Here is a 17,745-nt window from a genome sequence, read left to right on the forward strand (position 1 = left end):
AGCAGCACTGCGGACGCTGAAAAGAACAAGTTGGATACGGGCACGCTGGGCTTTGGGGATATCAAAAATAAAGCTGAGTACAAGGTGGATAGCCAAAGTGGCGGCTTTAGCACAGGGGGTTCTCCATTTGCAGACCAGCTCGCGAGTAATGCCGCAGGCTCCTTGTTGACCAATGTGAATAACAAAGGGAAAACCACGTGCTTTACGCACCGTGATCAGCCATTTGGAAAATGTTATGTTAAGGAGCTAAAGAGTTGAACTTGCCATACTCATGCAGTTGGATTTCGTTGAGATCCGTCAGATGCCTTTCTGCCATAATCTAAATAAAAAAACTAAAGGTTTTAATAAGTGTGAAGAGTATGGCTTAATTATAAAAATATTTATATTTTTCTAAATAATATGATTGCTATAACGTTTAAAATATAGATTAATATAAGTGTTGATGGTGCTTGAAAACTATTTTAACAATTTATTTATCTTAAATAAGAATAATGAAATATTTAATTAATATTGATCAACTAATGGATAAGAAGTGGTATATTATCTAGTATATTGTTTCTGTATGTTAGTTCAGGATAAATTGATAAAAAGGCAGCATATAATGCACAATATCTTATCACTAGATAGTGATAATTTCTCAAATATACTTTACCCTTTAGGGTCGCAAGGCCATCAGACGGTTGTCGTTTATTTTTCGGCATCTTGGTGCTTGCCTTGTAAAAATATGAAACCTATTTTTACTAAACTTTCTGAATATTTTCAAGAAAATAACATCATTTTTGGCATTGTTGATATTGCTCAATCTCCTACTTTGGCACCTCAATATGGTATAAAATCAGTGCCGACAATTGCGGTTTTTCAAGATACTCGGTTAATCGATATTATTGCAGGAGAAATGCCATTTAATAAGGTACTAATGGAATTGGAAAAAACGCTCAGTAAGCGTTAATATTCAGCGAATATATTTAATAATAATGATAAGACATTCATAATGTTAATACTGATATTAGAAGGGTTATTGATAGGCTGTCTACTAGGTTTGACGGGAGCTGGCGGGGGAATTCTTGCTGTTCCTGCTTTAATGGCAAGCCAAGATTGGAGTGTAGCATTAGCTGCACCTGTCGGGCTTTTAGCTATTACAATAGCGGCTTTTATTAGTGTTATTCAAGGGCTTATAAAAAAGAATATTCGCTATAAAGCGGCTATTTGGATAGCACTACTGAGTATTCCTTCTGCCAAGTATGGTATTTATCTTGCCCATATTGTTCCTCCAGTTTGGTTAACGCTTATTTTTAGCCTTGTTATGCTTTATGTCGGGGGGCGTATATTTTTCAATAGGGTTGATGAGCAAAATGATGCACATTGTTTAATTAATACTGAAACTGGGAAATTTATTTGGAACACTAAAACAGCGTTAATCTTTGGGGGGATTGGTGTCATTACAGGGTTACTTACTGGTATGCTAGGTGTCGGTGGTGGTTTTATTATTGTTCCTGCATTGCGAAAGTTCACTAATTTGAATATGAAGAGCATTATTGCAACATCGTTAATGGTTATTTTCTGTATTGGTAGTATTAGTATTTTCATTAATGTCTGGAATGGGTTCCAATATCCTAGAGAAATTAGTGTTGTTTTTATTGTTTCATGTGTCATTGGATTATTAATTGGTCGGTTAATAACACATTATATTTCTAATAAAACCATTCAAATGCTATTTTCAAGTGTTGTCATCTTTGTCGCTTTAGGATTGATCTCATCAGTATTAATTGAGTTAAATGTCATTTGAAATAAATTTCAAATATCAGATTATTAATTAAATTTTTATAATTTATGCTGTATGTCACTATTTTGAATTATCAGTCACTTATTCTTCTTAAAGAAAGTGAAATTGATTTATCTTCAAGCTCAAAAAGGTATAATGAACCATCGCATTTTTCTACCCTGATAATAGTGCAATGGATTACTAATATATTCTTCTGGGTAATCATTAAAGGTTGACTAGTATAATTATGACAAAACAAGATAGCTCAACAACGATAATTGATATAGCTAAACGTGCTAATGTAACGGATATTACTGTCTCTAGGGCATTTAATCATCCTGAGATGGTAAAGAAGGAAACTCGGGATAAAATATTAGCTATAGCGCAAGAACTCAATTATGTGCCAAATCTTTTTGCACGTAATCTGAAAAATAAAAATAGCCGCATAATAGGTGTGGTTACTGATAGTACATTTAACCCTTTTTATGTCGTACTGATTCAAACGGTCTCACGTTTAGCGAAAGAAAAAGGCTATCAAGTCATGATTTTCGATTCAGATAGCGATGAAAAAGCAGAAAAAACAGCAATCGAAACGTTAGTCAGCTACAAAGCGAGTGGGATCCTACTGTCGCCAGTTCGTGATGATAAAGACTATCAACCAAGTTACTTATCATTAATTGACCAACATAATGTGCCTTTAGTTTTTGTTGACCGTTCAATTTATGGTTATCAGAATAAGTATTCAGGATTATTTTTGAAAAACTTTGAAATTGGCGCTTTAACAGGAAAGTTTCTTAACCAGCAAAATAGTGAAAATACACTTATTGTTTCAGGGCCAGAAGGTTCTGAAATTAGTTTGTCTCGTTTAGCGGGTATATATGAAAACTTTCCAAATAGAAAAAATATTAATGTCTTATACAGCAGTTATATGTTTAATAAGAATGATGAAGATTATCTAAGAAGGAAAGTTCAAGAGCTTTATACACCTAATATGTATATTGTTGGGCTGAATGGAATTATTACGGCAGGGATGTATAAAATTATTTTAGAACTAGGACTTTCTTGCCGTTATTTCTCTGTAGATTTACCACCCTATGCAGATACTTACCATTTATCTATTTCTGGTGTACATCATGATTCGGTATATCTTGGTGAATTAACAACAGAGTTATTATTTTCTGAGATAGAGCGAGATTCACATAAAGATCATAAAACAAAACAAATATTTGTTGATGGAAAACTTGTTGTTTATTAATAATATTTAGAATTAAAGTAGGTTATGATTTTTATATACTCTAAAGAATTCGAGTTGTATGTAAGTGCAATCGACATCCATACAATTTGAAGCATGAAAAATGTAAATAGGCAGGTAGCGATACCTGCCTATTTTAATGGCGATGAAGGACTATTAATTTAGCGTTTCATTGAGCTAATTAATGTCGCACCCCAAATAATTAGGCCTTTTACAATATATTGAACATAAGGTGAAATACCTAATAAATTTAAACCGTTATTAAGTACACCTAAGATCATTGCGCCTATGAGTGTGCCAATGATCATACCACGGCCTCCTGCTATTGAGGCGCCACCGAGTACGACCGCAGCAATCGCATCTAACTCAAAGCCTACCCCTGCATTGGGTTGCCCACTCATTACTCGAGAGGTAAATATTAACCCAGCGAATGCAGCAGTAAAACCGCTAATGACGTAAACTAACATTTTATAACGTTCAACGCGGATACCACTGAGGCGTGCAGCTTCTTCATTACCACCAATGGCGTAAATATAACGGCCAAAAGAGACATGATTTAGTACAACATAGAAAATAAGATAAAGGCCAAGCATTAATAAAATAGGAACTTGAATTCCCATTAACTCTTCGCGTCCCCAAAAAGCAAACTCTTGAGGTAATCCTGACACTGGGTAGCCACCGGTATAAATTAAGGCTAGCCCTTTAGCAATAATCATGGCGCCTAAGGTGACAATAATTGGTGGCATTTTACCATAAGCGGCTAAAATTCCATTAATGAAGCCAAAAGCAACACCGGATAATAAACCCAAAGCAATTGCGGCGTAAGGGTCCATTCCATAATACTTCATTAAGCCTGCCATCAAGGTTCCAGAAAGCGCCATAACAGCACCAACGGACAAGTCAATTCCACCTGTTAAGATAGCAAATGTCATACCTATGGCGATAATGGCATTAATAGAAACCTGACGAGCAATTGTCGAAAGGTTATTTACAGTTAAAAAATGTTCATTAAAAATGGACATGCAGACAAATAAAAGAATTAAACCAACAAGTGGTAAAAATGCAGGTATTTTTGTTAGCTTAGAAAAACTAAATTTATTTTTAGTTAATGGAATTGCACTTTGATTAGACATAGTCGTTATCCTATATAATATTGCCGGCCGCATGCACCATGATCTGAGTTGAGTTTATTTCGTCTCCAGTTAACTCAGCGGCAATTTCACCATCTCGAAAAACCAAAACTCTATCACTGACACCAATAACTTCTGGTAGCTCCGATGAAATCATAATAATGGAAATTCCTTTTTCAGTTAGAGAGCGCATTAATTGATAAATTTCTGATTTTGCCCCAACATCAATACCTCGAGTGGGTTCGTCGAAAATAAGAATTTTGGCTTGTTTATTTAGCCAGCGAGCAATAACAACTTTTTGCTGGTTTCCACCGCTTAAAGTAGAAACTGCAGTGTGAGGCTCTGGTGTTTTAACTTTTACTTGGGAAATTAAATCAATAGATAAAGTGAGTTCTTTTTTGTTTTGAATTAAAAATAATTTTTGAGCGTGATTGTTTAGCCATATATTTTCTTTAACGGAAAACGGCAATACAAGTCCTTGAGTTTTTCGGCTTTCTGGTAATAAACCGATACCTAATTGCAGTGCAGTCGCAGCTGATTTAACTTTAACTTCTTTGCCTTCTAAAACAACTTTTTTCTTGTAAGCCTTATCAGCACCAATCATGGCAAGAATAGTTTCTGTGCGACCTGAACCGACTAATCCAGCAAGCCCTAAAATTTCACCTTTTTTTAATTGAAGGTGGTTAGTTGGGCTATATGAAAAACGCTGAACTTCCGCATCTAAGATGACTTCTTGCTCGTTGAATTGGCGTTTATGAGGGTAAATATTTTCAACTTCACGGCCAACCATCATTTCGATAATAACGTCTAAATCTGTTTCATCGACCTTACGCGACCCTATATATTGTCCATCGCGTAGTACACTGATGGTGTCACAGATTTCATAAATCTCTTCTAAATGGTGGGAAATAAAAAACATTCCAACCCCTTTAGCTTTTAAATCGCGCATTACATCGAATAAATGGTTTGCTTCATTGGGTGTTAATGTCGCAGTTGGCTCATCTAACACTAAAATCTTAGCATCCAAAGACAGTGCTTTTGCGATTTCAACAAACTGTTGTTCTGCAATACTTAAATGACTAATGGGCTCATCAATATTAATGTTTACACCCAGTTCAGCTAGGATTTCCTGCGATTTTTTTCGCATTAATTTTCTATCTAATAAACCAAACTTATTTTTCAACTCTCTATTTAAAAATATATTTTCAAAAGCATTTAAATAAGGAATAAGAGAAAATTCTTGGAAAATAATACCTACGCCTGCTTTTATTGCATCTCTGTAGTTATGAAAGGTGTGTTCTTTGCCTTCAATCAGAATTTGTCCGCTATCAGGTTTATGTATTCCACATAACACTTTCATTAGCGTTGATTTACCTGCGCCGTTTTCACCTAATAATGCGTGAACCTCCCCTTTTTCTAGGGAGAGATTAATATTATCTAACGCCTTAACCCCAGGGAAAGTTTTACTGACATCTTTTAATGCTAATAATTGCATCATATTGCTTCCCTATATTTCTCAACTGCTTAAAAATGGGTAACAAAGCCATTTGGAATTTTTATTCCAATATGCATTTAATAATTAATATTTATGAAAATGTATTGCACCGAACATCAGAAATACAGGTGCAATACATTGGTTATTGATAACTAACGATTACCAGTGAAAGTCTTTAGCATTGGTTTTGTCGATCAATTTAACATCAATTGGGACTTCTTTAGGGACATTGGCACCCCAGTATTTTGCTAAGCCCATAGCTAAACCAATACGAACTTGGTCACGAGGGAATTGCGCCGAAGTAGCAATAAATGGCGAGTTACCTTTGGCAATTTCAGCAACCGCTTCAGGAGAACCGTCAACACTCACCAATTTGACATCACGACCAGAGGACTCAATCGCAGCTAACGCACCTAAAGAACCGACATCGTTAACACTGAAAATCCCATTGAGCGTTGGGTTTGCTTGCAACATGTTTTCTGTCACGTTCATTGCGGTATCGCGTTCTTGTTTACCGTTCAATTTAGTTACGATTTTAATATTCGGGTATTCTTTCATCGCCGCTTCAAAGCCGCGAACGCGCTCAAGAATTGGCACAACAGGGATACCATCTAAAATTGCCACTTCGCCTTTGCCGCCTAATGCTTCACCTAAACGTTTACCAGCCATTAAGCCAGCATCATAGTTTTTAGAACCAACGAAAGAGTCAATTGGGCCATTTGCTTGGGCATCAATGGCGATAACTACAACTCCCGCTTTTTTCGCTGCCAGTACAGCCGTTTCAGCACCCACGCTATCTGCCGGGTTAATTAACAGAATATCGATTTTTTTCTGTAACATATCTTCGATATCACTGGTCTGTTTTGATACATCATGAGCCGCATCAGAAATGTATAGTTGTGCGCCCATATCACCCGTTGCGCTCTCTAAGGCTTCTTTCATGGTGACAAAATATTCATTGTTTAATTCTTGAAATGACATGCCCACTGAAACTGGCTTAGCGGTAGCGTTAAATGTCATACCTAAAGTCAGTACACTTGCAACTACAGCTAACTTTTTAAATTTACTCAGCATAAGATGTTCTCCTAAAAGAGCGTTTAATTATATGTAGGGTTTTTACTTATTTAGTGTTTATTTGAATTATCAATTATTACTACCAGTTAAAACATGCTTATGGCTTGATGACGACTTTAATTGAGTCTGCCGATTTCGCCATGACAAAGGCTTCTTCCCAATCATCAATGGAATAGAAGTGAGTAACGATATCATCAGCGCTAACTAAGCCACGGCTAAATAGGTCAATAGCGACTTCATAACTATATGGCCCTAAGTGAGCTCCGCGGATATCGAGTTCTTTGCGGTCACCTATGATTGACCAGTCAACCGTTGTTTCTTTACCAAATACGCTGAATTCCACGAAACGGCCAAGTTTGCGGATCATTTCTAGCCCTTGAGTGACACCAATAGGCGCGCCCGTTGCTTCAATATAAACGTCACAGCCATAGCCTTCCGTTATATCTTTGACTAGCTTAATGGCATCTTCTTTCAGTGGGTTGATAACGACATCTGCACCAAATTTTTTTGCTAATTCAAGGCGTTCATCAATCGCATCAATGACAACCAGTTTTTTCGGTGTTTTTAATTTGGCGACTTGGATCATACACAGCCCTAGTGGGCCTGCACCAGCAATGACGACGACGTCATTTAAATCGATATCACCACGGCGTACAGTGTGGATAGCACAAGCCATTGGTTCAATTAATGCGGCATCTTTATCAGACAGTTCATCAGGGATTTTATGGATAATGGCGCGTTCTGAAAAACGCATATATTCAGCCATACCACCGTCGGCAACTTCTTTTTGGAAACCGTAAATATCATGAGTTTCACACATCCAGTATTTGCCTGATTTACAGAAACGGCATTCCCAACATGGGACAATTTGTTCAGCTAAGATCCGGTCGCCTATTTTTAATTTAAATTTTTCAGCAGAACCTTCACCAAGTTCAGCAACACGTCCGTAAAATTCATGGCCAGGAACAACGGGGGCTTTTATCCATGGATCATCTCCCCAGAACATCTGAGCGCCATCATTGGCTTTGCAGTCGCCAGCACAGATCCCACATCCATCAACTTTAATGACAACTTCTCTAAATCCTGGTGCCGGCCTTTTAATGTTTTCAAAGCGATAATCATGTGGACCATGACAAACAACCGCTTTCATTTTTTCAGGTAGGTTACTCATGTTCTAAGACCTCTTTCTAGTTGTTAACCCTAATGTTGACGTCAACATTAAGCGTTTTTTTATAACGCATTTGCTTTAGTTTTTTAACGCTTAACTATGAACAATGTATGTATGTAAGAAAAATGGTTATTTAATGTTATAGATAAAATAAATTTTTTTTAATATGACGACGTCGTCATTTTTGAAAGTAAGTATCTTAAAAACTAAAATTTGTGATTCAAGCCCTAATTTTAGTCACTTAATTGAGTACTTTCATTGGGAAATGAGACTGCCGAAACTGACTCTGTAACATGATGAAAATCATGATAAAAATCTTAATTCATTCCTTATTTTGTTTTTTTAGAAATGAATATGAAGCCGAGTATAATTATTTTAACTATTTTCAGAAGCGGATAATTCATGCAAAAACATTTCAGCTCACACTTTTGAATGAAAACAAATTTAAACTACATTTAATAAAGAGATATTGAATGGCTAATAGGCCATTATTTTTAATTTATAAAATTTAATTTAAAAAATTAAATAGAGTAATGAGTCATTTTGATACGCTGTCATAATATTTTTTGCAGATATACCTATAGGTATGAAAAAAAATAGCTTTATACCTCGTAATTGTATTTTACCAATTAAACAAAGTATAAAGCTAAATAGAGCCAAAGTTTAACTTCATTTTGTCAATAAAATCATTTTATTACAGCGTAAAGGGTGTGAGGGAGATTCACACCCTAGTGCTAGACAATCATTGGTGCAATGATAAAGCCGAAGGCGACACCGGCAATAATTCCACCTAGCCCTGGTAACATAAAGGGATGATTTAAAATATATTTTCCGACTCGAGTAGACCCTGTAGAGTCGAATTCAATGGCAGCTAATGATGTTGGGTAAGTGGGTAAGACAAATACCCCGGTGACGGCGACAAAAGAGGCCAAAATTGCCCATGTCGGGACATCTAAGGCAATGGCTAATGGAATTATTAACGGTGTTGTGGCACCTTGTGAATATAACAAGGCACAGGTCAAAAACAGAACTAAAGCCAATAAAATAGGATATGCAGATAATACATCTCCCGCGATGGCCTTGATTTGGTCCATATGGGCATCAACAAAAGTGGTACCTAATGTCACAATTCCGAGGATCACTGCAAGAGAACTCATTCCTGAGCGGAATGTTGGTGCTAATACAATAGAATCAGGTGATGTTTTACAGAAAACCACCATCAAACATGCTGCACTTAGCATACAAATGATGATGATATCTCGTGTTCCCATCGGCTTACCGATATCAAAACCAGGACGTAATTGTGGGAATGCAGCGAGGATCACGATAGCAATCGTGGCAATAATGAATAGAACAACAGAGAATTTTTCTCTCGTTGTGCTCTCGCCTTTTTTCTCTTCGTATTTATGAACTAAGCCTTTTTGTAAACGTTCTAAATAGACCTCATCGTTTTCAAGTTCGCAGCCTTGACGTGATGCAATAAAAGCGGCAACCATGGCAGCAACAAAAGAGGCGGGTAAACATACTGACATGACAACGATAAAAGTGATGCCATTACCTTCCATGATTGTCAACATCGCTGCCATTGCTGCACTGATTGGAGAGCCCGAAATAGCAATTTGTGAGGCAACCACTGAGCCTGCTAATGTTCTAGATGGTCGGATACCCGAATCTTTCGCAATTTCTGCTATCACAGGCAGCATAGAAAACACAATGAAACCTGTACCAGCCATGATAGTCATCACCCAAGTGGTGATTGGCGCTATAATGTTTAGATACTTAGGATTTTTACGCATAAATTTACTGGCTAGGCGGACTAGATAATCCATCCCGCCCGCAGCTTGTAATGCAGATGCTGCTACCACAACCGTCATAATAATCAGAATAACATCAACAGGTGGTGAACCTATAGGTAAACCAAATCCGATAGTTAATACCGCTAATCCTAACCCACCGCAGAGTCCTATACCTATTCCGCCCATGCGTATACCAAAGAATATTGCACCTAATACAACAATGATTTCTAGCCAAACCATAATCGTCTCCAATAGACAATATATTGTCATTAGTAATATTAAAAAATTAATTTTTGATAGTTGATATAAGTTAAATATTTTTATTTATCATTAAATTTTGTTTTCCGACTCTGTTTTCATACCAGTGAATACTTGCTCTGACTAATGAGCTGGTTGAGTCAATATATTTATCTGGATAACTATTAATTTCATTTTCAAGAATGACGGGAACCTCGGTGCAGCCAAGTACAATAATTTCGGCACCTCGGGAAAATAAAATTTCAGCTTGCTGTTTCATAATGGATTCAGCAATTTTTTTATTTCCTGATTTTAATAAATAAATGCTTTCCATTACATTTTCTTGGCTTTTTTTATCAGGAGTAATGCAGTTTAAATGTTTATTCTCTATGTTTTTTTGATATAGTCCCATATACATAGTGGCATTTGTTGCAAGTAATCCGATATTTTTTTTCTTGGTTGCTAGTACTTCTTTCATTGTCGTTTCAACAATGCTTAGCATGTCGACATGGCAAGCTTTTTTTAGTTCACTAAACCAAAAATGTGCTGTATTACAAGGTATAACAATACATTCGGCCCCGGCACTTTCTAGTTTCTTTAAATAGTCAGTCATTAAAGGTAAAGGTGATTCACCATGGTTTAATAGCGCTTCTGTTCGATCTGGTATATCAGGAATAGATGATATAATTAAAGGGATATGCTCTTGGTCTCTATTTGCTACGGTATAGCTTACAAATTTATTAAATAAATCAACAGTAGCGGCAGGCCCCATACCACCTAATACACCAATTAAACCTTTCATTTTAATACCCCTGCATTTCATTAGCCTTTTTATAAAATAAAAATCAATAAATGCTTATCTTTCTTCATTTATTTAACATATTGGTTAATATTCAAGTGATTATTAACTTACTTATTGCTGCTTAACTTGTGGTTAATATTTATCAATGTTTGTCTTGGATGAGAAATGCAAGTAAGTATGGTTTGATGCAAGATACGCATTAAGAACTTTTATTCAAAATAAAAATATTTTTATAAATTGCTCTGAAGGCCTGAATAGACTAGGTTTTATGAATTAAATAAATTAAATGAAAATTATTTTTGATTTTTGTTAATGTTTTAAATGGTAGGGCTATGCATAATACAAATAACGCTATTACAAATTTAGCTTTGTTATTTAACTAGTCATTAACTCAAAATATCAATAAAAATACTTTTAGTTTTTTATATTTTAACAGCAAGTCAATTTAAGGCTTAATAAGATGAAAAATATAGAAACAAAATGGCTATATGATTTTTTAACTCTAGAATCATGTCGACATTTTTCTCATGCAGCAGAACAGCGGAGTATTTCTCAGCCCGCATTTAGCCGTCGTATTAAAGCTTTAGAGGAAGCCATTGGCGTTGAATTATTTGATAGAACGACTTCCCCTTTACAGTTGTCTGAAGAGGGCAAAATTTTTCATTCTCAAGCGCGTAGTTTATTACAACAACTGGAATGTAACTTAAATGAACTATCCGGTCACAATGTATTGAGCCTACCGAATATTAAAATTGCCGCCGCTCATTCGTTGTCACTGACATTACTGCCTAAATTGGTTCATGGGCTGTCTGGTTACGGTGAGGAGTTTGTTTACCATGTTGAAGCCATTGATGTGGTACAAGTTGTGAACGCATTGAGAGAAGGAAAAAGTGATTTTATTATCTCATTTTATGATGAGGATTTAATGCAATCTCCATTTTCCTCATTGAATGTATTTGAATCTGAATTATATCCAATTTGTGCAGCGGATGAGCATGGTAAGCCGCTATTTGATATCTATCAACCTCAAGTGCCGTTGCTGAATTACACCAGTGCTTCATATATGGGAAGGTTAGTTAATCGTCGGTTAAGTGAGTTTGGTGCGATCAATTCGAAAACACTTTTTATGTCATCAATGAGTGAGTTACTAAAAAATATGGCTTTGGATGGCCATGGCATTGCATGGTTACCCATTTATTCCGTAGTGAATGAATTGAAAGAAAAAAAACTGGTTTGTTTGGATACGCCTGAATTAACAATACCTATCCAAGCGTACATCTATCGCATGGATACACGACTAAATAAAACCGCAGAGGACTTCTGGCGCATTTTGAAAAAGAATATTCCAGAGGATTTACGGAATTTATAGTGGGAAAGGTAATTTATAGGTAAATAACCTGCGAATGTAAGCAGGTTATTTAAGCTCATATGAAAAGATAGCACCTTGAAAAGAAGAGGGTTAGTGATCTAGAGAAACAGAATGCACATAATCTAACTGTTTTAAGGAACAGTAAAATTCAGGTAAAGTGATTTTTTGGCGTACTAATAACTTTAAATTTACCTCGACGCGCTCTTTCTTGATATCTCTGATGGTGAGATTCTCAATTAAGTCTTTGTGACTTTTTAGGTACTCAATAAGTAAGGGAACCCCCTTTTCATGAGTAAATAACATACGAACTTTTATTTTTCCTAATTTTTGATTTTTCATCTGAAATAACGCAACTTGCGGGCTGAGCTGTATTGCTAAGAAAAAAAGAACTGTAACGATGACAGCATGCCAGTAAAACCCTGAGCCACAGGCTATTCCAACACCGGCTGATGCCCAAACTATGGCTGCTGTTGTTAAACCTGAGATTGCATCATCGCGACGATGTAATATAACTCCAGCGCCTAGAAATCCCACTCCACTAATTATTTGTGCAGCTAATCTCATCGGGTCGCTACGTATATTGTCAGAGATATTGGCGTAATACTCCGCTGACTGAATAGAAACGATAGTTAATAAACAGCTGGCAACGGCGATAATGACACAAGTTTTAAAACCAACAGGTTTTCCCTTTGATTCACGTTCTAATCCAATTAAGCCGCCTAAAACAAAGGCGGCCAGTAGTTTAGCGATACTTGATAGTGATAAAGGGCCAATGGTGTCAACAAACTGTATAAATAAATCCATGGCTTGCTCCTGACGTAGGCTTACTCTTTCCTTGGTTTTTACTGTGTATACTCGTAACCCCTCAAGTTGCAGCGGTGTTGACTACACTCAGCTAGCCGAGCCACATAGTTTATCTCTATTCCCCGTCTATCTTCGCTTGTCGCCTACCTGCAACTCGAATTATTTGGGTATAGCAACGTTACTTACTGCTTTTTCACCTTCGTTATTTTTCTTTTTAGACACATCATCTTTAAAGAAGAAGATAAAGAAAACAGTGACAACAGCGGCGACGATAGCTGGGTAATGCCAGAATGTTTCCCATTGTGGTAATGCCGCGCTACCCGTCTCTGTGACAGTTGAATTAAAGATTTCACCACAAATTGTTGAAGCAAATAGCAAACCGAAGCCATTTGAAACAATAAAGCGTAAACCTTGAGCTTGTGCTCGTATCTCTGGTTTTGCTTTACGGTCAACATAGATATCACCGGCAGTAAAGAAGAAGTCCCAGCATAATCCTTGAAGCATCAATCCGATAATAATGAAGTAAAAACCGGAATCTACCGCAGCATAGGAGAATAATATTGAGCGAATAATCCAACTCACCGCGCCAAGAAGTAAGGTAATTTTGAAACCGAACTTCATTAAGAAGAAGGACAGAACGAACATAAACAGGACTTCACATGCAATACCAATTTGCATGATAGATGCCGCATTATCGAATCCAAGTGTTTTAATAAATACAGGAATATAAGCGGAGTAAGCTGTTTTGGGTATCATTAATACAAAGATGCTAAACATTAAGATAACGAAATAGCGGTCTTTAAATAATGAAAGTGCATCTAAGCATAAAATATCTCTAGCGGAGAAAGGCTTACCTTTCGCTCTTGGTGGTGTATTTGGCAAAGTAAAGCAGTAGAAACCCAGTAATACAGCAACAGCGGATGCAATATACCAAGTCATGGTACTACCCGAGAAGCCCATTTCCCCTAATATAAATCCGATAGCCATAAAACCAAATGTACCGAATACACGAATAATAGGGAAATATTTCACGCCATTGATATGAGAGAAGCTGATGCTATTAGAGAGTGCAGTTGTTGGATAAAACAGTAGTCCAATAATAAAAATCATAAACAGGGTCATACCGCTATTTTGTGCCTCAATAAATTGAGGAACACATAGAATAACGACCGCATTAATTAAATGCAGTGTTCCCATTACCTTTTGTGAGGCAAAGAAGCGGTCTGCAACCATACCAATAAATAAAGGAGAAATAATGGTTGCCACGCCTAATAAAGCGTAAGCATTACCAATAATATTTGCCATCCCATAAGTACTTAACACAAGTCCCATGGTCATATTCCATGCGCCTTGCATGAAATATTGCACAAACATCATAATCAGTAAGCGAGAGGTTATTTTCATATCCATGATTAGTTTTCCTCTTAATGTGCTTCTAGCGTTAATCCGTCATAAGCAACGCGGATATTATAAGGCGCACAAACCGCTTCTAATTCACTATGAAGTAATTTGCCACTATGGGAAATATGTGAAACAGCAATTTGAGTTTCTGAATGCAGGCAACCTTGTTGTTGTAGTTTTTCTTTAGCGGCAAATACGGTTTCTAGGCTCATGTGGTTATCTGTACGATTTTTCCCATTGAGTCCGTAAGTGCATTCAAATACGACAATATCAAGCTGTTTATTTTCTAGCCATTTCCATGTTAATTCAGGGAACCAACCTGAATCATGTCCATAAAAAATAGTTTTCCCATCCTTTTCAATGTGATAGACGTAGCACAATTCCCATTTAGCATGATTTGCGAGTAATGGCGTAATTTTATAACCATTTCTTTCGACGGTGACAAAAGGGATTAAGCAGTGGAAATCGAAACGCTCTTTGCTGTAGCCAGGCAGAACATCAAGGCAGCCATTAATTGCTCGGTCATTACCGAAAATATGTAATGGATGGTGAATTTCAAAACCATAACCTTCCATGCGGCTGAATAAATCGCCGACATTAAAATGGTCAGGGTGGGTATGGGTAAATAGTAAACTTTCAAACTTAGTTGCGTCCATTCCATCACGCATTAGCTGATAGCTAAATGTCGGGGAAACATCGATCAGCATAAGATCATCCACAATCGCGGAAGAATGGGTTCTAATATCTTTTCCCCCAAGTTCTCTTGCTTTCTGGCAGTGCTCACAACGGCAAAAAGGATTTGGTATACCTTCAGAAGCCGCGGTGCCTAAAAAGTGAAGTTTCATAATAATTACCTGTATTTTATTGTTTTATTTTGGGTTTTTTGATCCCTGATGTTGATGTTCAAACAAAAAACAAGCTAATTTGAACGTTCCAATAATAATATCGAGGGTTTGCTTTGCCAATAGTTGTTACTTTGTTCAGTGATCTCATTCAAAAAATATTTTTCATATTATTGATTTAATTGATTTTTGTTTTGATGGGCTAAGAAATGGGTAAAAACTGCAATATCTATGTTGTTAGATTGTTTTGTAAACTAATTTTCTATGGAACGTTCAAAACAATTATAGGTAGTCGCGATGAATAATTCAGGTATGCTATTGGTAGCAACAATCAAGGTGAAAAAGACAAATGGCAACAATCAAAGATATCGCAAAATTAGCAGGTGTTTCTCATGGGACCGTTTCTAATGTATTGAATAAGCGGGGAAATGTGAGTGTTGAGAAAATTGAAGCAGTCTATAAAGCTGCCAAGCAAATGGGATATCAGTTAAATACACAAGCTCAATTATTGAGAACCAATAAGAGCCAGAAGGTAGCAATACTTTTACCGCAATTAGTGTCTGATAAGTATGCAATATTTTTTAATTCATTTAGGCAATCGATGGCCCAGTATCCTGAGATAACTTATGATCTATTTTTGACGGATGATCTGGAAACGACAGAACTTGATGCATTACAAAAAATTGCAGCTGGCGGTTATAAGCAAGTTGTGGCAGTCAGTTGTTTGCAGGATGCTACCATCTATTTTGACACCTTAAAATTAACCGCTTCTCAAATTATTTTTATTTATCGTCAGCCTGCAAATGCTTACCACTTTTTCACATTGGATTACTCTCAGGCAGCTGATGCCATTTGCCAACAAATTGCGGCAAGTCGAAGCCAGTTAGTGGGTATTTTTAGTGATGATCATGGCGATTTAGAGCACGCCACCTTTGTCAGTGAGTTACAAAATAACCTTAAACAGAAGGCCCCGAATAAAAAATTTATTATTATTCGTGCTTCTAATGATGAATCTTATAAGGCGGCTTTTGGTTTTTTCTCTGAGGAGCAAATACCTGATTTATTTGTTGCTGAAGATATTGAAAAAGCCAGTTTTTTAACCCAGGCAAGTTTTTTTGGAAGTGAAGGCGATTGCCCTGCAATTTTTGCTTTAAGTGGCAACATTCCTCCGATACTAAAAGGGTTGCATTGTTTTCCTATGAACTATGCACAATTAGGATTGGAAGTGGTCGATGAACTGATGAGAGAAGATCTCGAAAAGAAAACTTCGGGGAAGAATACTGTCTACGTTCGTAATCAAAGTGGCAACCTTTATACGGCAACACCAGCAATAATTACTGACAATGAATCCGATCAAACCTTAAATTTACTCACTTTACCCAGCCCTTCAACAAACGCACTTAAAAAACTACTACCACATTTTTATCGGCAAACAGGAATTAAGGTTAATTTAGCTGTTTATCCTTATGATGAAGTTTACCAAATATTAGGGCAGCTCCATTTACACCCTTATTATGATTTACTACGTATTGATATGGCCTGTTTTCCTTGGTTTGCGGAACGCATCCTACAACCATTGGATAAAATAGGAAATGGAGTAACGGATTTATTAAGTAACTTTTCTTTACCGACACAGCAAAAATTTAGTTTGGTGAATGATACAGCATATGCCATGCCATTCGATGCCAGTGCACAAATGTTATTTTATCGTAAAGATCTCTTCGAAGATCCTATTTTAAGAAGAATGTATTACGAAAAAACGGGACAAGAGCTAACCGTTCCCATTTCTTTTACTGAATACGACCAGGTAACTCAATTTTTCACAGAGCTACATGAAGAAGGGGAGTTTTTACGGCCTTTTGGTGCATCAACGACGTTAGGCAGCGCTGGGTTAATTGCCACTGAGTATTTATTAAGATATTACGCAGCAGGTGGACGGTTAATAAGTCATGGCCATATTCCTAGATTAGAAATGCCATTAGCAGGTCAGGTATTAAGTGAATATCTTCATCAAGTTTCTATTACAGAAAATATTCATAATAAATGGTGGAGTGAATCCGTTGAGCAATTTGAGCAAGGAAAACTTGCTATGTTGATTGCTTATATGAACCTGTTTAACGATGTCGCTCATAGTGATATTTTCCCTAAAATTGGTTTTGCTTCTGTGCCTGGGGGTATTCCTCAATTGGGCGGTGGGGCATTAGGTGTTTCTCGCTACAGCCAAAAAAACCATTATGCAGAACAATTTTATCGTTGGCTTTATTCACCAATAGTAATGGATCACCTCATTTTATTGGGGGGCAACAGTAATCATCAAGATTTCAGCCATAATCAAGAGGTTTGCTATCGTTACCCATGGATGCCCCTTGCTTACCAAGAAATAAACCGAGGGATCCGTGAATCTTCAATTCCAAACGGTAAGTTGTTTAACTTGCGCCAAGCTGAGGTCATTATCGGGCAAGGAATTACTAACATTGTGAATAAAATCATGACTATAGATGAGACGATTGAATATATTAACCAGCGCTTATTGGTTGATACTCAAGGTGAGAGGTAAATAGCGGGTTAATTGGTATTTTAAATCAGCGGATAAACAGATGATAAGGCGTCATT

At 36.7% G+C, this 17,745-nt stretch carries 14 protein-coding genes and 1 pseudogene; 6 read left to right on the forward strand and 9 right to left on the reverse strand.

All coding sequences use genetic code 11. The features are described 5' to 3' along the window. From PR809_RS13525 to PR809_RS13540, 4 genes and pseudogenes are all read left to right on the forward strand, one after another. Positions 1 to 258, forward strand: a pseudogene (locus PR809_RS13525) (VENN motif pre-toxin domain-containing protein); the annotation flags it as partial. Positions 259 to 562: 304 nt separating this feature from the next. Further along, positions 563 to 949: a thioredoxin family protein gene (locus PR809_RS13530; RefSeq protein WP_102139477.1), complete on the forward strand. Its 387-nt coding sequence runs from the start codon at positions 563 to 565 to the stop codon at positions 947 to 949. 42 nt (positions 950 to 991) lie between these two features. After that, entirely contained in the window at positions 992 to 1,786 is a 795-nt protein-coding gene (locus PR809_RS13535) for a sulfite exporter TauE/SafE family protein (protein ID WP_102139476.1), read from the forward strand. 223 nt (positions 1,787 to 2,009) lie between these two features. Further along, positions 2,010 to 3,017 (forward strand): LacI family DNA-binding transcriptional regulator, encoded by a 1,008-nt coding sequence (locus tag PR809_RS13540; RefSeq protein ID WP_272524546.1) that lies wholly within the window; start codon positions 2,010 to 2,012, stop codon positions 3,015 to 3,017. A 158-nt stretch (positions 3,018 to 3,175) separates the two neighbouring features. On the opposite strand, the gene PR809_RS13545 is transcribed toward PR809_RS13540, so the two are convergent. From PR809_RS13545 to PR809_RS13570, 6 genes are all read right to left on the reverse strand, one after another. Beyond that, a complete protein-coding gene (locus PR809_RS13545; protein WP_004905244.1) occupies positions 3,176 to 4,147 on the reverse strand; it encodes an ABC transporter permease in 972 nt (323 codons plus the stop codon). 10 nt (positions 4,148 to 4,157) lie between these two features. After that, a complete protein-coding gene (locus PR809_RS13550) occupies positions 4,158 to 5,642 on the reverse strand; it encodes a sugar ABC transporter ATP-binding protein (protein WP_102139474.1) in 1,485 nt (494 codons plus the stop codon). 156 nt (positions 5,643 to 5,798) lie between these two features. Continuing rightward, on the reverse strand, positions 5,799 to 6,659 hold the full coding sequence (locus PR809_RS13555) for an ABC transporter substrate-binding protein (protein WP_375373115.1): 861 nt from the start codon (positions 6,657 to 6,659) through the stop codon (positions 5,799 to 5,801). A gap of 151 nt (positions 6,660 to 6,810) precedes the next feature. After that, positions 6,811 to 7,884, reverse strand: a complete 1,074-nt coding sequence (locus PR809_RS13560; RefSeq protein WP_206277097.1) for a zinc-binding dehydrogenase — start codon at positions 7,882 to 7,884, stop codon at positions 6,811 to 6,813. 731 nt (positions 7,885 to 8,615) lie between these two features. Continuing rightward, positions 8,616 to 9,917, reverse strand: a complete 1,302-nt coding sequence (locus tag PR809_RS13565) for an anaerobic C4-dicarboxylate transporter (RefSeq protein WP_094963063.1) — start codon at positions 9,915 to 9,917, stop codon at positions 8,616 to 8,618. 70 nt (positions 9,918 to 9,987) lie between these two features. Next, positions 9,988 to 10,716 carry an aspartate/glutamate racemase family protein gene (locus tag PR809_RS13570; RefSeq protein ID WP_166267777.1) on the reverse strand — a complete coding sequence of 243 codons (729 nt, stop codon included), beginning with the start codon at positions 10,714 to 10,716 and terminating at the stop codon, positions 9,988 to 9,990. A gap of 460 nt (positions 10,717 to 11,176) precedes the next feature. Here PR809_RS13570 and hypT point away from each other — a divergent pair, with 460 nt between their 5' ends. Beyond that, positions 11,177 to 12,085 carry a hypochlorite stress DNA-binding transcriptional regulator HypT gene (gene hypT, locus PR809_RS13575; protein ID WP_102139470.1) on the forward strand — a complete coding sequence of 303 codons (909 nt, stop codon included), beginning with the start codon at positions 11,177 to 11,179 and terminating at the stop codon, positions 12,083 to 12,085. A 90-nt stretch (positions 12,086 to 12,175) separates the two neighbouring features. On the opposite strand, the gene PR809_RS13580 is transcribed toward hypT, so the two are convergent. The 3 genes from PR809_RS13580 to PR809_RS13590 all read right to left on the reverse strand — a co-directional run bounded on the left by PR809_RS13580 (position 12,176) and on the right by PR809_RS13590 (position 15,135). Further along, the gene (locus PR809_RS13580; RefSeq protein WP_102139469.1) at positions 12,176 to 12,889 is read right to left on the reverse strand and encodes an MgtC/SapB family protein; all 714 of its coding nucleotides are present in this window, start codon (positions 12,887 to 12,889) and stop codon (positions 12,176 to 12,178) included. Between the two features lie 159 nt (positions 12,890 to 13,048). Next, positions 13,049 to 14,299, reverse strand: coding sequence for an MFS transporter (locus tag PR809_RS13585; RefSeq protein ID WP_206276999.1), 1,251 nt, complete (start codon positions 14,297 to 14,299; stop codon positions 13,049 to 13,051). Between the two features lie 14 nt (positions 14,300 to 14,313). Then, positions 14,314 to 15,135 (reverse strand): MBL fold metallo-hydrolase, encoded by an 822-nt coding sequence (locus tag PR809_RS13590; protein ID WP_102139467.1) that lies wholly within the window; start codon positions 15,133 to 15,135, stop codon positions 14,314 to 14,316. Between the two features lie 346 nt (positions 15,136 to 15,481). Here PR809_RS13590 and PR809_RS13595 point away from each other — a divergent pair, with 346 nt between their 5' ends. Further along, positions 15,482 to 17,689 (forward strand): extracellular solute-binding protein, encoded by a 2,208-nt coding sequence (locus tag PR809_RS13595; protein WP_206276998.1) that lies wholly within the window; start codon positions 15,482 to 15,484, stop codon positions 17,687 to 17,689. Positions 17,690 to 17,745: the final 56 nt, after the last annotated feature.

The organism is Providencia sp. PROV201 (assembly GCF_028479545.1).
GTDB classification, from domain to species: domain Bacteria; phylum Pseudomonadota; class Gammaproteobacteria; order Enterobacterales; family Enterobacteriaceae; genus Providencia; species Providencia huaxiensis.

Excerpts from the sequence above, each read along its gene's own strand:
- PR809_RS13530 (WP_102139477.1), top strand. The coding sequence starts at position 563 with ATGTTAGTTCAGGATAAATTGATAAAAAGGCAGCATATAATGCACAAT.
- PR809_RS13535 (WP_102139476.1), top strand. The coding sequence starts at position 992 with ATGTTAATACTGATATTAGAAGGGTTATTGATAGGCTGTCTACTAGGT.
- PR809_RS13540 (WP_272524546.1), top strand. The coding sequence starts at position 2,010 with ATGACAAAACAAGATAGCTCAACAACGATAATTGATATAGCTAAACGT.
- PR809_RS13545 (WP_004905244.1), bottom strand. The coding sequence starts at position 4,147 with ATGTCTAATCAAAGTGCAATTCCATTAACTAAAAATAAATTTAGTTTT.
- PR809_RS13550 (WP_102139474.1), bottom strand. The coding sequence starts at position 5,642 with ATGATGCAATTATTAGCATTAAAAGATGTCAGTAAAACTTTCCCTGGG.
- PR809_RS13555 (WP_375373115.1), bottom strand. The coding sequence starts at position 6,659 with ATGACATTTAACGCTACCGCTAAGCCAGTTTCAGTGGGCATGTCATTT.
- PR809_RS13560 (WP_206277097.1), bottom strand. The coding sequence starts at position 7,884 with ATGAGTAACCTACCTGAAAAAATGAAAGCGGTTGTTTGTCATGGTCCA.
- PR809_RS13565 (WP_094963063.1), bottom strand. The coding sequence starts at position 9,917 with ATGGTTTGGCTAGAAATCATTGTTGTATTAGGTGCAATATTCTTTGGT.
- PR809_RS13570 (WP_166267777.1), bottom strand. The coding sequence starts at position 10,716 with ATGAAAGGTTTAATTGGTGTATTAGGTGGTATGGGGCCTGCCGCTACT.
- hypT (WP_102139470.1), top strand. The coding sequence starts at position 11,177 with ATGAAAAATATAGAAACAAAATGGCTATATGATTTTTTAACTCTAGAA.
- PR809_RS13580 (WP_102139469.1), bottom strand. The coding sequence starts at position 12,889 with ATGGATTTATTTATACAGTTTGTTGACACCATTGGCCCTTTATCACTA.
- PR809_RS13585 (WP_206276999.1), bottom strand. The coding sequence starts at position 14,299 with ATGGATATGAAAATAACCTCTCGCTTACTGATTATGATGTTTGTGCAA.
- PR809_RS13590 (WP_102139467.1), bottom strand. The coding sequence starts at position 15,135 with ATGAAACTTCACTTTTTAGGCACCGCGGCTTCTGAAGGTATACCAAAT.
- PR809_RS13595 (WP_206276998.1), top strand. The coding sequence starts at position 15,482 with ATGGCAACAATCAAAGATATCGCAAAATTAGCAGGTGTTTCTCATGGG.